At 64.9% G+C, this 13,323-nt stretch carries 13 protein-coding genes and 1 tRNA gene; 5 read left to right on the top strand and 9 right to left on the bottom strand.

Features of this window, described 5'->3' with window-relative positions; all coding sequences use genetic code 11:
* Nucleotides 1–6 precede the first annotated feature (6 nt).
* On the bottom strand, nucleotides 7–1,107 hold the full coding sequence (locus AB4Z42_RS24880; protein ID WP_442011903.1) for a glutamate--cysteine ligase: 1,101 nt from the start codon (nucleotides 1,105–1,107) through the stop codon (nucleotides 7–9).
* A gap of 187 nt (nucleotides 1,108–1,294) precedes the next feature.
* Between AB4Z42_RS24880 and AB4Z42_RS24885 the strand changes: the two genes are divergently transcribed.
* Nucleotides 1,295–2,116 (top strand): TIGR03621 family F420-dependent LLM class oxidoreductase, encoded by an 822-nt coding sequence (locus AB4Z42_RS24885; protein WP_442011904.1) that lies wholly within the window; start codon nucleotides 1,295–1,297, stop codon nucleotides 2,114–2,116.
* On the opposite strand, the gene AB4Z42_RS24890 is transcribed toward AB4Z42_RS24885, so the two are convergent.
* The 3 genes from AB4Z42_RS24890 to AB4Z42_RS24900 are packed head-to-tail and all read right to left on the bottom strand — an operon-like array spanning nucleotide 2,117 to nucleotide 3,653.
* Nucleotides 2,117–2,395, bottom strand: a complete 279-nt coding sequence (locus tag AB4Z42_RS24890) for a cytochrome C oxidase subunit IV family protein (RefSeq protein ID WP_442011905.1) — start codon at nucleotides 2,393–2,395, stop codon at nucleotides 2,117–2,119.
* Entirely contained in the window at nucleotides 2,395–2,985 is a 591-nt protein-coding gene (locus AB4Z42_RS24895; RefSeq protein WP_442011906.1) for a cytochrome c oxidase subunit 3 family protein, read from the bottom strand. Before AB4Z42_RS24895 ends, AB4Z42_RS24890 begins: the two co-directional genes overlap by 1 nt.
* Nucleotides 2,982–3,653 (bottom strand): hypothetical protein, encoded by a 672-nt coding sequence (locus AB4Z42_RS24900; protein ID WP_442012019.1) that lies wholly within the window; start codon nucleotides 3,651–3,653, stop codon nucleotides 2,982–2,984. Before AB4Z42_RS24900 ends, AB4Z42_RS24895 begins: the two co-directional genes overlap by 4 nt.
* A 162-nt stretch (nucleotides 3,654–3,815) precedes the next feature.
* Here AB4Z42_RS24900 and AB4Z42_RS24905 point away from each other — a divergent pair.
* From AB4Z42_RS24905 to AB4Z42_RS24915, 3 genes are all read left to right on the top strand, one after another.
* Nucleotides 3,816–3,888: transfer RNA gene (locus tag AB4Z42_RS24905), tRNA-Arg, on the top strand.
* 114 nt (nucleotides 3,889–4,002) lie between these two features.
* Nucleotides 4,003–5,190 carry an IS481 family transposase gene (locus tag AB4Z42_RS24910; RefSeq protein ID WP_442011907.1) on the top strand — a complete coding sequence of 396 codons (1,188 nt, stop codon included), beginning with the start codon at nucleotides 4,003–4,005 and terminating at the stop codon, nucleotides 5,188–5,190.
* A gap of 174 nt (nucleotides 5,191–5,364) precedes the next feature.
* A complete protein-coding gene (locus tag AB4Z42_RS24915; protein ID WP_442011908.1) occupies nucleotides 5,365–8,022 on the top strand; it encodes an FHA domain-containing protein in 2,658 nt (885 codons plus the stop codon).
* Here the strand turns inward: AB4Z42_RS24915 and AB4Z42_RS24920 are convergent.
* Entirely contained in the window at nucleotides 8,009–8,803 is a 795-nt protein-coding gene (locus tag AB4Z42_RS24920) for an aspartyl/asparaginyl beta-hydroxylase domain-containing protein (RefSeq protein WP_442011909.1), read from the bottom strand. The genes AB4Z42_RS24915 and AB4Z42_RS24920 overlap by 14 nt on opposite strands.
* A 103-nt stretch (nucleotides 8,804–8,906) precedes the next feature.
* Here AB4Z42_RS24920 and AB4Z42_RS24925 point away from each other — a divergent pair, with 103 nt between their 5' ends.
* A complete protein-coding gene (locus AB4Z42_RS24925; RefSeq protein WP_442011910.1) occupies nucleotides 8,907–9,680 on the top strand; it encodes an aspartyl/asparaginyl beta-hydroxylase domain-containing protein in 774 nt (257 codons plus the stop codon).
* A 5-nt stretch (nucleotides 9,681–9,685) separates the two neighbouring features.
* Here AB4Z42_RS24925 and AB4Z42_RS24930 read toward each other — a convergent pair whose 3' ends face one another.
* From AB4Z42_RS24930 to AB4Z42_RS24945, 4 genes are all read right to left on the bottom strand, one after another.
* Nucleotides 9,686–10,507 (bottom strand): lysophospholipid acyltransferase family protein, encoded by an 822-nt coding sequence (locus AB4Z42_RS24930; RefSeq protein ID WP_442011911.1) that lies wholly within the window; start codon nucleotides 10,505–10,507, stop codon nucleotides 9,686–9,688.
* Complete coding sequence (locus AB4Z42_RS24935; RefSeq protein WP_442011912.1) at nucleotides 10,504–11,298, bottom strand: GNAT family N-acetyltransferase; 795 nt, start codon at nucleotides 11,296–11,298, stop codon at nucleotides 10,504–10,506. The genes AB4Z42_RS24930 and AB4Z42_RS24935 overlap by 4 nt, the downstream gene beginning before the upstream one ends.
* A 167-nt stretch (nucleotides 11,299–11,465) precedes the next feature.
* Nucleotides 11,466–12,356 carry a DMT family transporter gene (locus tag AB4Z42_RS24940; protein ID WP_442011913.1) on the bottom strand — a complete coding sequence of 297 codons (891 nt, stop codon included), beginning with the start codon at nucleotides 12,354–12,356 and terminating at the stop codon, nucleotides 11,466–11,468.
* A 233-nt stretch (nucleotides 12,357–12,589) separates the two neighbouring features.
* On the bottom strand, nucleotides 12,590–13,279 hold the full coding sequence (locus tag AB4Z42_RS24945) for a GAF and ANTAR domain-containing protein (RefSeq protein WP_442011914.1): 690 nt from the start codon (nucleotides 13,277–13,279) through the stop codon (nucleotides 12,590–12,592).
* Between the last annotated feature and the right edge of the window lie 44 nt (nucleotides 13,280–13,323).

Below are 13,323 nucleotides of genomic sequence, written 5' to 3' on the forward strand. Positions count from 1 at the left end.
GAACGGCTAGGGCCCGGCGAGGGTGGCCGCGGCGGCCTCGGCAATCACGTCGGCGACGTCGTGCCTACGCTGCCATGCCCGGCGTTGACGCATCGCGCCGTTGCCCTCTTCGGCGAGGCGGTCCAGTTCTCCGGTGACCAGGTCGTAGTCGCCGACCGCCTCCAGCGCAGGCCGGACGTGTTCGACCATGCGGTCCAACAAGGTCCGCGTCAACACACAGTGGTGGCTGTCGGTCAGGTCCAGCGCTTCCCCGTCCAGGCCGTCGCGCGCCGCTTTCCAATACGCCGCCCGCAGCGCATGCGGGGTCAGCGGCGGCATCTGAACGCCGCGCCGCTCGTCGTCGAGCGCCGTCATCACCGCAGCGCGGATCAGCGTGGCCATCAGCACCGTCTCGGCCACCGTGGCGGGAACGTCGGCGACGCGAACCTCGATGGTCGGAAAGTTCGCCGACGGGCGCACATCCCAATAGACCATGCCGTCGTCCAGCATCGCCCCCGCATCCTGCAGCATCTGAACGACGGCGTCGTACTCGTCGACGGAGTCGAAGTGGGGCGGCGGCCCGGCACTGGGCCAGCGTGCCCACAGCACACTGCGCCAGGTGGCGTAGCCGGTGTCGGTGTTGCGGTAGATGGCCGAGTTCGCGGTCAGGGCGAGCAGCAGCGGCAGCCACGGCCGCAGCCGATTGCTGATCCGGACCGCGGCCTCGCGGCTCGGCACAGCTACATGCACATGGGCCCCGCAGATGCCCTGCTCGTGCGCGATCATGCCGAACCTCTCGGCGATCTTGTGATAGCGGGGCTTGTCGGTGATCGGGAACTCGCGCGGCACCGTGGGGGGCAGTCCGACCGCCAACAGCCGGGCTCCAGCGGCCTCGGCGGCCTCCGCCGCGACACGGCGCAACCTATGGAGCTGGTCGGCGAGTTCACGGCTGCCACCGACAACCTCCGTCGCCGTCTCGACCTGGCAGCTGGTCAGCTCGAGCTGCAGCTCCACCCCGCGCTCGGCGGCATTGCCGGCGACCGTCTCGTTGACGGCGACCGGCTCGCCCGACGCGGGATCGGCGAGAAGAAACTCTTCCTCGACGCCGATCGTGGGGTGAGTGGCCATGAGCTCAATATGATCCGGTCTGAAAATTGATCCGGTCCGTCGGAGGCGGGCTCACGACGGACCGGATCGGGGTGACAAGTCCTTAGTTGTAGGCGCCGGGGGCCTTCATTGACTGAAGTCGGCGGCAAAATGATGCCCGGGACCGACACCTGCTAAACATCGACTGCAGAACTTCTACGATCACAAGATGGTCAAGGATTTCCGGTTCGGTGTCGGCCTGCAGGCCGCGCGACGTCAAAAGTCAGTTCAAGACTGGGCTCGCCGCGCGGAAGACATGGGGTACGACGTCATCCACATGGCCGACCACCTCTATACGACGGCGCCATTCCCGATGATGACGGCGATGGCGATGGCCACCGAGAAGCTGCGCGTGGGCACCTTCGTACTCAACGCCGGCTTCTACCGGCCCGCGCTGCTGGCACGCGACGTGACATCGCTGCGCGACCTGTCCGGCGGCCGATTCGATCTCGGCCTCGGCGCGGGCTACGTCAAGGAGGAGTTCGAGCAGGCCGAGCTTCCGTACCCGACGGCCGGCGAACGCGTCGCGTGGCTGCGTCACGTCACCGAGCACATGAACGAGCACGCAGGTGACGTGCCGATCCTCATCGCGGGCAACGGCGACAAGCTGCTCACGCTCGCCGCGCAGCGCGCCGACATCATCGGGCTGACGGGCGGCTACCCGATCATCGGGGGCGCCGATCCGCTCGCCGACCGCATCGCTTTCGTCCGACAGGCCGCGGGCGACCGCTTCGACGAGCTGGAACTCAACCTCTCGGTGATCGCCCTGCCCACCGACAACTCGGGCTTTCCTGATCTGTCGCTCGTGCGACGGTTCCTGCCCGATCTGTCCGAAGAAGAGATGCTGGCCACGCCCGCGGTGTTCTCGGGCACGCCACGGGACATCGCTGACACGATCCGGGGTCTACGCGACAAGTACGGCGTCACGTATATCACCGTGCAGCAGCAACACGGTGAAGAGTTCGCGAAGGTCATCGCCGAACTGCGCTGATCAAAGCCAAAGGTAGAGGCCGGACAGCACCGCCCACATGACGAGGCAGTAGGCCTCGAACATCAGGCGCAGCGGTATCGGCGCGTGGCGCAGCTCCATGAAGTCCAGGCCGACAAGGCGCACCTTGATCGCCGCGATGCCCAGCACGACGACCGCCACCAGCGAGCCGGTGCCGTGTTCGGCGCCGACGGCCCACGAGACGACCGTCGCCGCGACGAGGATCAGCCACGAGACGCCCGCGCGGTTGCGAACCAGCTCCAACACCGAAGGACCCTTCATCAGCTCACCAGGTACAGCAGTGCGAACAGGAAGATCCACAACAGGTCCACCAGGTGCCAGAAGCACGCGCCGCCTTCGACGAGGGCCATCCGGTTGGCCGTGAGTTCGGCGCGGCGGGTCTGCGTCAGCACGAATGTCAGCACCCCGATGCCGATGCACACGTGGAAGAGATGCAGTCCGGTCAGGATGAAGTAGTAGAGGAAGAAATGGTTCGCTCCGGGCCCGTGGCCGCTGGTTGCCAGTGAGACGTATTCGAACACCTTGAGGCCGATGAAGATCAGGCCAAATCCGATGGCCGCGCAAACAGCATTGGTGGCAATGGATTTCGCGCCCGCGCGGATCGCCCCGAGGGCGACCACGACGCAGAGCGAACTGGTGAGCAGTACCAAGGTATTAGTGACGCCTACGCCGATGTGCAGCGAGGTGCGGGCGGCGTCGAACACCTCGGGCGCCTTGGCCCGCTCCACCATGAAGGTGACGAAGAAGACGCCGAACACCAGCATGTCGCCAAACAGGAACACCCACGTGCCGGACTCGCCGGGTATCCGCCGGGTGGACGGTTCACCCGGCTGCGTCGTCGCCGCTGTCACGGCGTCGATGCCAGTTGGCGCTCGGCGGCTTCCTGCGCCTTGATGGACTTCAGCATGACGAAGGTGGTGGCGAACAACCAGATCACCAGAACGAATCCGGGGATGTAGAACGCGAACACCCCGTTCCACGCCAACGGCCCGTCGTTGAACACGACGACGACGCAGCCCGGCATGGAAAGTGTTGCGACCCAGAGGTTCAGATATCCATACCAGCGCGGGAAGGTCGGCGGGTCGGACTTGTCGGTGAACGAGGCGATCGCCAGCGTGATGTTCTGCATGACGATGGTGCCGACGATGCCGATGAACCACAGCCAGAACACGTCGTTGAGCGCTTGGGTGAGTTCCGGCGAGCGCTGCTCGGGCCGGAATGCGGCGGCTGCGAGGAACAGAAAAGGAAACAGCAGGGCCGGAACGAAGATGGTGGCGGCGAACAGTTGGGTCATCGACAACATGCCGAATCGGCCCTCGGCCCGCCGCAGGCGCAGCAGCAACGCCGCGAGGAAGGGCAGCGCGATCGTCGCGGTCAGCATCGAGCCCGCGACGCCGAAGCGCACCCAGAGTTTGTGGTCGACGAAGAACGTCGCGATCTCCTCGGCCGAGGCCGTCGGCGACAGCGGCGGGAAGAGCATCGCGATCCCCGAGAACGACGTGCCGTACAGAAGGATCATGACCGTTCCGGCCCATGCGCCGACGCGCTGCAACTTCAACTCCACGGCTGGAGGCTACTGGGTCGGGCGACGGCTTCGGAACTAGTTTTGTCAAAATTGCCAAAACTGGTATCGGGCCGTACCGGCGGACGCGTTCCCGACCGGTAAGCTCCCACCGGTCAAGCCCTCGTAGCTCAGGGGATAGAGCACGGCTCTCCTAAAGCCGGTGTCGCAGGTTCGAATCCTGCCGGGGGCACTCTTTCTGCTGTATGACGTCGGCTGATGCTTGACGTTTTCATGTCGGGTGATGGCTGACAGTGTTTCGGCTGATGCTTGACAGTTGCTTCGGTTGATCCTTGACACTCCCTTGATGAGGGAGTTGAGCGTGGCCGAGCAGAGGTATCAGGCCGTGTTGGCGGTGATCAGTGATGGGTTGTCGGTGTCGCAGGTCGCCCAGAAGGTGGGGGTGTCGCGGCAGACGCTGCACTCCTGGTTGGCCCGCTATGAGGCCGAGGGTCTTGAGGGGTTAGTGGATCGATCGCATCGGCCGTCGTCGTGTCCTCATCAGATGTCGGCGGCGGTGGAGGCGGCGATGTTGGAGTTGCGGCGATCGCGGCCGTATTGGGGGCCGCGACGGCTGGTGTTCGAGCTGGCCAAACGCAAGGTGTCGCCGGTGCCCTCGGAGTCGGCGGTGTACCGGGCGTTAGTACGGGCGGCGATGATCGACCCGGCGGTGCGGGATCGGCGCTCGCGCAAGTGGAAACGCTGGGAACGCAGCGCGCCGATGGAACTGTGGCAGATGGATGTCGTGGGCGGGTTGCCGATCGCTGATGGCACCAGCGCCAAGGTGTTGACCGGGATCGACGATCACTCCCGGATGTGTGTCTGCGCGACGGTGATGGTCGCCGAGCGCACCCGGGCGGTGTGCGAGGGGTTGCGCGCTGCGCTGGGGACCTTCGGGGCACCCGAGCAGATCTTGACCGATAACGGCAAGGTGTTCACCGGGCGGTTTCACCATCCGCCGGTGGAGGTGCTCTTCGACGCGATCTGTCGTGAGCATGGGATCGAGCACCTGTTGACTCAGCCGCGCAGCCCGACCACGACGGGCAAGATCGAGCGGTTTCATCGCAGCCTGCGTACCGAGTTCCTCAGTGAGCATGCTGTTTTCGCCACCGTGAAGATTGCCCAGCAGGCCCTTGATGAATGGGTGCACTACTACAACACCGCGCGGCCTCATCAGTCGTTGAAGATGGACACCCCCGACCAGCGATTCAGCGCCGCCGGCCCGACCCACCCACCCTCGATGGCAACGGTGAGCACCGATGACCGCACCGGTGAACACTGGGTCAGCCGCAAAGTCTGCGCCAATGGCATCGTCTGCGTGTCCTGGCAACAGGTGTCGGTCGGGGTTCATCGCGCAGGTGCACGGTGCGACGTCCATGTCGATGGCGACCTGCTGCGGTTGTGGATAGGCGACGAACTGGTCAAGACCGCCGCAAGGACCAGCCGCGGCGAGGTAAGAAAGAAACGGGCCGCCCGCACCCGCGAGCAGGCCTAACACCACACAGAGTGTCAAGGATCAACCGAACTAGATCGGTCAACGATCAACCGACTCTGAACAGGGGCACTCTTTCTGCCAGCGCCGCCACTGCCCGTTGGCATTGTGATGACAACCGAATTAAAGGTTGCCGGTTAGCGTTACGGCGAACAACGTTGTCGATAAAGTTTCCGGATGGGCCAACCATCGCCGCCGGCGCTGACCGTCCTCACGGGCAGTTCGCGACAGACGTTTGCCGCCGGCAGCGAGATCGTGGTCGGCAGGGACCTGCGCGCCGACGTCCGGGTCGTCCATCCCATGGTGTCGCGGGCTCATCTGACGCTGCGATTCGATGGCGGGCGATGGGTGGCCTCCGACAACGGCAGCCGCAACGGAATCTACGTCGACCGGCGGCGGGTGCCGTCTGTCGACCTTGTCGACGGCCAGGCCATTCAGCTGGGGAGTATCGAGGACGGTCCTGTACTGACGTTCGAGGTCGGCAGGGAAGCGGGTTCGGTCGGTTCTCCGCCACAGAGGACGGTCGAGTACAGGATTCCCGCTGAATTGCGACAGCTGGGCAGCCCGATGCAGGCACCGCCCAGCGGCCCGATACAGGCTCCGATGAGCGGCCCGATCCACGCACCGCCCAGCGGTCCGATCCACGCACCGCCCAGCGGTCCGATCTACGCTCCGCCGAGCGGACCGCTCCAGGCTCCGCCCGGCCAGCGGGGATATCAGCCGCAGCCACCGCGCGCGCCTTCGCCGCCGAGACCCCCGGTTGGCCCGCCAAGCGGACCGCAGCAAGCCGTGGGACGCCCGCCGACGGCGCCAAGGAGCAGCGGGGCGCAGAAGACACAGCTGCGGTCAGGAGGAGTCAGTCGCGGCGCGACCGGGGTTCGCCGTCTCCTTGGCGGCACCATCCGATCCCGTCCGGTGGGAGCGATCACGATCGGCCGCGAAAGCGACAACGACATCGTCATCCCCGACGTCTTGGTGTCGCGTTTGCACGCCACGTTGATGCCGGGCCCGTCGGGCATGGAGATTCAGGACGAACGGAGCAGTAACGGCACCTTCGTCAACGGCGTGCGCATCGGCCGGGCGTACCTCGAAAAGGGCGACACGGTCACGATAGGCAACGTCGACCTGGTATTCGAAAACGGCACCCTGGTCAGGCGTCTCGAGAGCGATCCCGCAACGCGCACAGGCGGTTTGGAAGTTCAGGGCATCACCTTCACCGTGGAGGGCGACAAGAAGCTACTCGACAACATCTCCATCTCGGCGCGTCCCGGCACGCTGACGGCCGTGATCGGACCGTCGGGCGCGGGCAAGTCGACCTTCGCGAAATTGGTGGCCGGCTACACCCACCCGACGGCCGGGACCGTCGCATTCGAGGGACACGACATCCACGCCGAGTACGCGTCGCTGCGCACCCGCATCGGCATGGTCCCGCAGGACGACGTCGTGCACGCCCAGCTCACTGTGAATCAGGCGCTGGCGTATGCGGCGGAACTGCGACTGCCGCCCGACACCACGAAAGCGGACCGCGCCAAGGTCGTCGCCGAGGTTCTTCAAGAGCTGGAGCTGACCCAGCATGCCGACACCCGCGTCGACAAGCTGTCCGGCGGCCAGCGTAAGCGTGCGTCGGTGGCGCTGGAACTGCTGACGGGGCCGGTGCTGCTGATCCTCGACGAGCCGACGACCGGTTTGGATCCCGCGCTGGACCGTCAGGTGATGACGATGCTTCGCCAACTCGCCGACGCGGGCCGCGTCGTGATGGTGGTGACGCATTCGTTGACCTATCTCGACATCTGCGATCAGGTGCTGCTGCTGGCGCCCGGCGGCAAGACGGCGTTCTTCGGGCCGCCCAGCGAGATCGGCCCGTCGATGGGCACCAAGAACTGGGCGGACATCTTCAGTGCGGTCGCCGACGATCCGGATGCGGTGCATCGTCGCTTTCTCGAACAGAACGGCCCGGCGAAGCCGCAGCCCCCCGCCGTCGAACCCACAGATCTCGGCAGTCCAGCGAAATCCAGTCTCTGGCGGCAGTTCTCGACCATCGCGCGGCGTCAGTTCAGCTTGATCCTGGCCGACCGCGGGTACTTCGTCTTTCTCGCGCTACTGCCGTTCATCATGGGCGCGTTGACCATCACGGCGCCGGGCGACGCCGGATTCGCCATCAAGGACCCCAACGGCCAAGCGGGCAACGAGGCTCCGACAATCCTGGTGATGCTCAACATGGGCGCTCTTCTCATGGGGACCACCCTGACCATCAGGACTCTCATCGGAGAACGCGCAATCTTCCTGCGTGAGCAGGCAGTCGGGCTGTCCACGAACGCTTACCTATTGGCGAAGATCTGCGTATTCGCGGTGGTCGCAGTCGTACAGGCGACCATCATGGTGGCAATCATGATGGTCGGCAAAGGCGCACCCACCCAAGGTGCGGTCGTGCTGGGGAGTCCGCACCTCGAGTTGTGGTTCGGCGTGGCGTTGACCTGCGTGGCTGCGGCGATGGTGGGGCTCGCGCTGTCGTCATTCGTCAAGACGAACTCGCAGGTTATGCCTGTTCTGATAGTGACGGTCATGTGCCAGTTGGTGTTCTCCGGCGGGGCCATCACGATCACCGGCCGGCCTGTGCTGGATCAACTCTCGTGGTTATTGCCGGCCCGCTGGGGCTACGCCGCCACGGCTGCCACGGTGGACATGTGGACGCTTGCACCCGGCAAGATCTCGCCGAAGGACTCCCATTGGAAGCACGAACAGTCGGCCTGGCTCTTGGATATCGCGATGCTCTTCGTTCTCTGCTTCGTGTACGGCGCTTTCGTCCGCTGGCGGATCCGCCTCAGGTCGCCCTAGCGTCGGTCGGCCCGGACTGCAGAAACTTTCGCTCCCACTGCTTTTGAGCCTTCGCCGCCTCCCGGATGTACGGGGTGAAGGGAGCGAGATGCAGGATCAGCCAGTTCACCGCCGAGGCGGGGAAGCGAAGCGGCTTGACGAAATCGATCATCAGAACGACGCGGACCTGATCCGAATGGTTCCACGCCTCGTGCTCGAAGCAGTCATCGAAGATCAGCGCCTTGCCTTCCTGCCACTGGCAGACCTCGTCGCCGACCCGGATCGCCAGTTCGTCGGGTCCACCGTCCGGCACGAGGAGTCCTAGATGTAGCCGTAGGACACCGTTGTAGGCGCCGCGGTGAGGTTGAAGATGCTTACCCGGCTCGAGGATCGAGAACAGTGCGGTCTTCAGGCCGGGAATAGTGTTCGACACGCGCCAGGTCTGCGGACACAGGTGGGCGGCCTCGTCGGAGGTCGCGCCGAATCCCGTAAACAGGAACGTCTTCCACCCCTGGTCGGCACTGATCGACCGGACCTCGCTGATGATCTCGTGGAAGCCCGGCAGGTCCGCCTTGCGGACCAGAAGCTGATCGAGTTCGGCGCGCACCAGATGCCACTCGCGCTCGACATCGGCGCTCCACGGGAAGTCGGCGGTGTCCAGAACCGGGTGATCGCCGTGTTTCGCGTACTTGCGGTTGAGATCCTCGGCCCAATCCACCATCGAGCTGAGCGCACGGTTTACCAGTCCTGGTCGGCCCATCGTGTCTTCGAGGCCATCGGTGCGCTGGTTACGACCCACCATGAAGTCAACCTAGAGCACACCGGCGAATCGGCACATCTCTTTGCCCGTAACGCACCGCGGCATGTGTTATTTTCTGCGCACTTGTCGTCACCGGGAGCGCTTCATGGACTTGTTCGGTCGGTTGCGCCCGCTGACGATTCGGGCCGGGATCGTGGCGCTGACCGCCGTGGACCGGATCCTGGTCCGGTACTCGCTGCTCGGTGACCCAGCGCGCTTCGATACCACTGAGCTTCCGTGGGCCGCCGAATTGGAACGTAACTGGCAGTCGATCCGCGACGAGGCAGAGGAGATCCTCCGCAACGCAGACCTGGTGCCGCCCCTGCGCCGACTGTCCGACGATCACCACAAGATCGCCATCGACGACAAGTGGCGGTCGTTCTTCCTGTGGGGCTACGGCGTTCGTGTCGACCCCAATTGCCAACGCTGCCCGCGCACAGCGGAGCTCGTCGAGCAGATCCCGGGAATGCAGACCGCATTGTTTTCGATCCTCACTCCGGGCACCCACATCCCGATGCACAACGGAGCCACCAAGGCGATCATGACCGGTCATCTGGGCCTACGCGTTCCTCAGGAACGCGAGCGATGCCACATCACCGTCGACGGCGAGGATTACAGCTGGACGGAGGGCGAGGTCTTCGTCTTCGACGACATGCGGATGCACGAAGCCTGGAATGACACCGATGAGCCGCGAGTCGTGTTGATGATGCATGTTGCACGGCCACAACGCTTCCCGGGCACCGTTGTCCGAAGCGGCGTCATGGCATTGATGCGAAAGAGTCCGTACGTCAAAGACGCCAACGCCCAAATCCTGCGATGGCCGGGGCGCAGCCTGGCGGAGCCGGCGGCAGATCAGATTGGCGCAAGCCCCACGGAGTAGGGAGCTCAGGCGGCCACGTGCACAGTGGTCGCCGCCTCCACTGAATCGCAGACCGCGGCCTGGCAACGACGGGCCAACTCGCGGCGATCGGTACCCGGCGCCTGCAGGTCCGCAACGTGGATTTCGACGATCGTCTGGGGGGTGGCGACCACCCGCCAGATCGAACGCGTCAGTGTGTCCTCGCCCACGAAAGCGGGAACAGTGGAGCGCCGGCCGTCGGCATGGTGATAGCTCAAGCGGAGCGGCTGCACGGGTCGGGCGGCATCGATTGCGGCCTGGAACATCGCCGGGCGGAACCGGCCGTACGCCATCCCACACCACGACGTTCCCTCTGGGAAGGTCGCGACAGTCTGGCCCAGGCGCAGTCGTGCCGTCAGCTCGATGATGATGCCGGGCAGCGGCCGCAACTTCGTGCGATCGATCGGGACCACGCCCAACAGGCGAGCCATCAGGCCGATGCCGGGCCACTTGACCATGTCAGCCTTCGCGACGAACAGTCCCGGCATCACCGACCAGATCGCCAACACGTCGATCCAGGAGATGTGCGGACTGACGACCAGGACTCCTCTCATGTCGCCAATCTCATTGCCGGACAGTCTTATTCGAACTCCTGAACAACGCAGCAGAAGTCGGCTGTAGAGGCGGACGCAGAGGTACTGCCTGGGGTGCGGTATCGCGGTGAGCGGCATGACGGGCAACACCGACAGGATCAGCGCGATACGTCCCCATCCTCGGGCGAAGCGCGCGACGCGACCCGTGGTGTCGGTCGGGTCGTCGCGCACGCAGCTCTCATCACACGGTGACACGGGTACCCAGGCATGTGTCATGACCGGATTTCCTCCGCCATCTCGCTGGCGGCGCCCACCGACCGCAGGCGTTTCAGATAGCGCAGGTCGGCTTCACGTTTGTCCAACAGGACAAGGAAGTCGGCGACGCCGAAATCGGGATCGTGGGCGGGTTCGCCACACACCTGGGTGCCGAGCCTCAGATAGCCGCGCATCAGCGGCGGTACCACGGGGCGTGCGGGCGGCATGACGTCGCCGAGGGAGACCGCCCGATAGGGGTGGACGGTGTATGCGCAGCGGTGCCGCTTCATCACGAAGTCGCGCACGCCGCGGGCCTGCTGGAAGGGTTCGCCGACGCCTTGGATCGGCACCGATACGCAGCCCGCCACGTAGTTGTAGTCGCAATGGTCCAGGTAGGCGAGAATTCCGGCCCACATCAGCAGCACGACGGCGCCGTTGCGGTGATCGGCGCGCACCACAGCCCGGCCCATCTCGACGAGGGACCCACGCAATGGGTCCAACTCGCCGATATCGAACTCGGTGGCCGTGTACAGGCCGCCGGCGGCGATGGCTCCCGGCGGAGGCAGCATCCGATAACACCCGACGAGTTCGCCGGAATCATCATCGCGTACGAGCAGATGGTCGCAGTACTGGTCGAAACGATCTACGTCGTCCGATGCCGAAAGCGTGAACCCCGGCTCCGAGCGAAATACGTCATAGCGCAGTTTCTGTGCTGCTTCGATGTGTACCGGGTCGGTGGACAGCAGCAGCGAGTACCTCGGCGCAGCCGCCTCCTGCGAATCTGCCGACAGGAGCACAGATGAAACGGACATTGCCCTACCTCCACGTGGACTCAGTCCCGACGACTCGTCGCAGTATTTCATCGCCGACGCTGCACCGCCCACTTTTCGGCGGGCACTTTATTGTCCTGAGCGGTGCTGACTGCCATTGCGCAATGGCGTCAAACCCTGTGCGCAGAAACGGCATCGAGTCGTGGGTGTCACGCGGTCGTCTGGCTGCGCACCGCGGCGGCATCGAGTTCCGCTTCGACGGCACCTTCTCGACGGCCGAGTGCGATGGTGGCGGAGATCATGGCGATGATCGCCACTCCAATGACGACGCCGTCGGACAGGGACAAGGCGAGGTCCTCACCCAGGATCACCAGGCCGAGCGCAACAGCCACCAACTGCTCGCCGGCCAAGATGGTCGGTACCGAAACCTGTAGTGCCCCAGCGTTGAACGCCGATTGCTTCAGTACCGTCGCCACCAGCGTCAGTAGCACCAGCGCGTACGGTGCCGGGATCGAGAACATCGCCGAAAGCCCGCCGTCGGCCAACGCGTCAAGGCAGACCTTAGTCAGCACCGCGACGATGCCGATCAGGACCGCCACCACGATGGACAACAGCGCCGCGCGTCGCCGTCGGCCGCTGCGTGCCGCCACGACGACGCATACGCCCAGAATGGGCAGCAACACGAGCGCCAAGGTCGTCCACGTGAGCATCGGCGGCCGGTTAACCGGTTTCGGACGCGCCAGCAGGATGAAGACGCCGAGCGCGCCGGTCAGCACCAGCGCCCACGTCCACTCGCTCGTCGTGACCTTTCGCTGCCCTAATCGCGCACTCATCGGCAGAGCGAACAGCAAACACGACACCAACAGCGGTTGAACCACCAGAAGCGAGCCCCAGGCCAGAGCGAGCACCTGGAATCCGTACCCGAGGGTCGTCGTCAACATGCCTGCCCACCACAGCGGACTGCGCGCCATGGCCACCGCGATATCTGAGGTCATGCCCCTTTCGGTGGGGACATCAGTGGTCGCGCGGTGCTGATTGACCATGCCGACGGCCATGCAGAATGCGGCCAGCAAGGCCAGCAGCACCACCACCGCATGCACGTGGCCTCCCTCATCGCATGGATGTCACGCAGGCAACTCTCGCACAGAAGTCACCCGTACATGAGCGCGCCGGAAAATTGGGGTGAGGAGTCAGGAATCAGGACCTACGAATAGCCGCGAGGCGGTCGAACTCGACGAACTTCGATCCGCTATCGATTCCGCCCGGATCGCCTTGGAACTCGACGCGCTATTGGTCTCCGCCAGTGGGGGTTTCGTCTTTCAACGGCGCGGCGTCAATGATTGCTCCGTGTGTCGACCACCTGCTGCGCGACATCGGCTAGCCGTGTATTGCTGTCCTGCGACAGTTGTTTGAGCATCTCGAATGCCCTGAGGTCATCGACGCCGTAGCGCTCCATGATGATGCCCTTCGCCTGGCCGATGCGGTCCCTGGTCGACAACGCCGACTGCAGTTGCTCACCCTGCCGACTGGCAAGAATCGCCGCGGCGGCGTGCGCGGCGAGGATGGTCGCGACCGTCTCGTCATCGGCGTCGAAGGCGTTCGCCTCGAAGGCGAACAGATTCAGCGCCCCTGCGGTGCGGTCGGCGGTGTACAGCTTCACCGACAGACCGCTGAGCACGCCGAGTTCGACGACCGCGGGTGCGTACTGCGGCCACCGGTCCTCGCTCCGAAAGTCGTCGGTCCGCACGATCAGGTCGTCGAGCGCCGCCTGTACGCACGGTCCCTCGTCGAACTTCATCTGGAGGTCGTCGAGCGTGTGCGGCAGGTCTGAGGTGCCCCCGACTGACTCGTATTTGCCCGCCTTGCCGATCAGCAGCACGCCAGCGGTGCCGACTCCCGGGATCAGTTCTTGCGCCGTCGCGGTGACGTCTGAAAGAACCTCCTCGACCGTGCGCGGCGCCGCGGCAGCACGCGCCAGCTCGCCCATCCGCCGAGCCAAATCGTGAGTTCCTATTTGCGCCATCGGTACAGGCTTCCCAATCCGGCTGTCCAGTACACGAACGTTTG

Origin of the sequence: Mycobacterium sp. 2YAF39, from assembly GCF_052114565.1 — a bacterium.
In the GTDB taxonomy this organism is placed as follows: domain Bacteria; phylum Actinomycetota; class Actinomycetes; order Mycobacteriales; family Mycobacteriaceae; genus Mycobacterium.

Excerpts from the sequence above, each read along its gene's own strand:
- AB4Z42_RS24880 (WP_442011903.1), bottom strand. The coding sequence starts at position 1,107 with ATGGCCACTCACCCCACGATCGGCGTCGAGGAAGAGTTTCTTCTCGCC.
- AB4Z42_RS24885 (WP_442011904.1), top strand. The coding sequence starts at position 1,295 with ATGGTCAAGGATTTCCGGTTCGGTGTCGGCCTGCAGGCCGCGCGACGT.
- AB4Z42_RS24890 (WP_442011905.1), bottom strand. The coding sequence starts at position 2,395 with ATGAAGGGTCCTTCGGTGTTGGAGCTGGTTCGCAACCGCGCGGGCGTC.
- AB4Z42_RS24900 (WP_442012019.1), bottom strand. The coding sequence starts at position 3,653 with ATGATCCTTCTGTACGGCACGTCGTTCTCGGGGATCGCGATGCTCTTC.
- AB4Z42_RS24910 (WP_442011907.1), top strand. The coding sequence starts at position 4,003 with ATGAGGGAGTTGAGCGTGGCCGAGCAGAGGTATCAGGCCGTGTTGGCG.
- AB4Z42_RS24915 (WP_442011908.1), top strand. The coding sequence starts at position 5,365 with ATGGGCCAACCATCGCCGCCGGCGCTGACCGTCCTCACGGGCAGTTCG.
- AB4Z42_RS24920 (WP_442011909.1), bottom strand. The coding sequence starts at position 8,803 with ATGGTGGGTCGTAACCAGCGCACCGATGGCCTCGAAGACACGATGGGC.
- AB4Z42_RS24925 (WP_442011910.1), top strand. The coding sequence starts at position 8,907 with ATGGACTTGTTCGGTCGGTTGCGCCCGCTGACGATTCGGGCCGGGATC.
- AB4Z42_RS24930 (WP_442011911.1), bottom strand. The coding sequence starts at position 10,507 with ATGACACATGCCTGGGTACCCGTGTCACCGTGTGATGAGAGCTGCGTG.
- AB4Z42_RS24935 (WP_442011912.1), bottom strand. The coding sequence starts at position 11,298 with ATGTCCGTTTCATCTGTGCTCCTGTCGGCAGATTCGCAGGAGGCGGCT.
- AB4Z42_RS24945 (WP_442011914.1), bottom strand. The coding sequence starts at position 13,279 with ATGGCGCAAATAGGAACTCACGATTTGGCTCGGCGGATGGGCGAGCTG.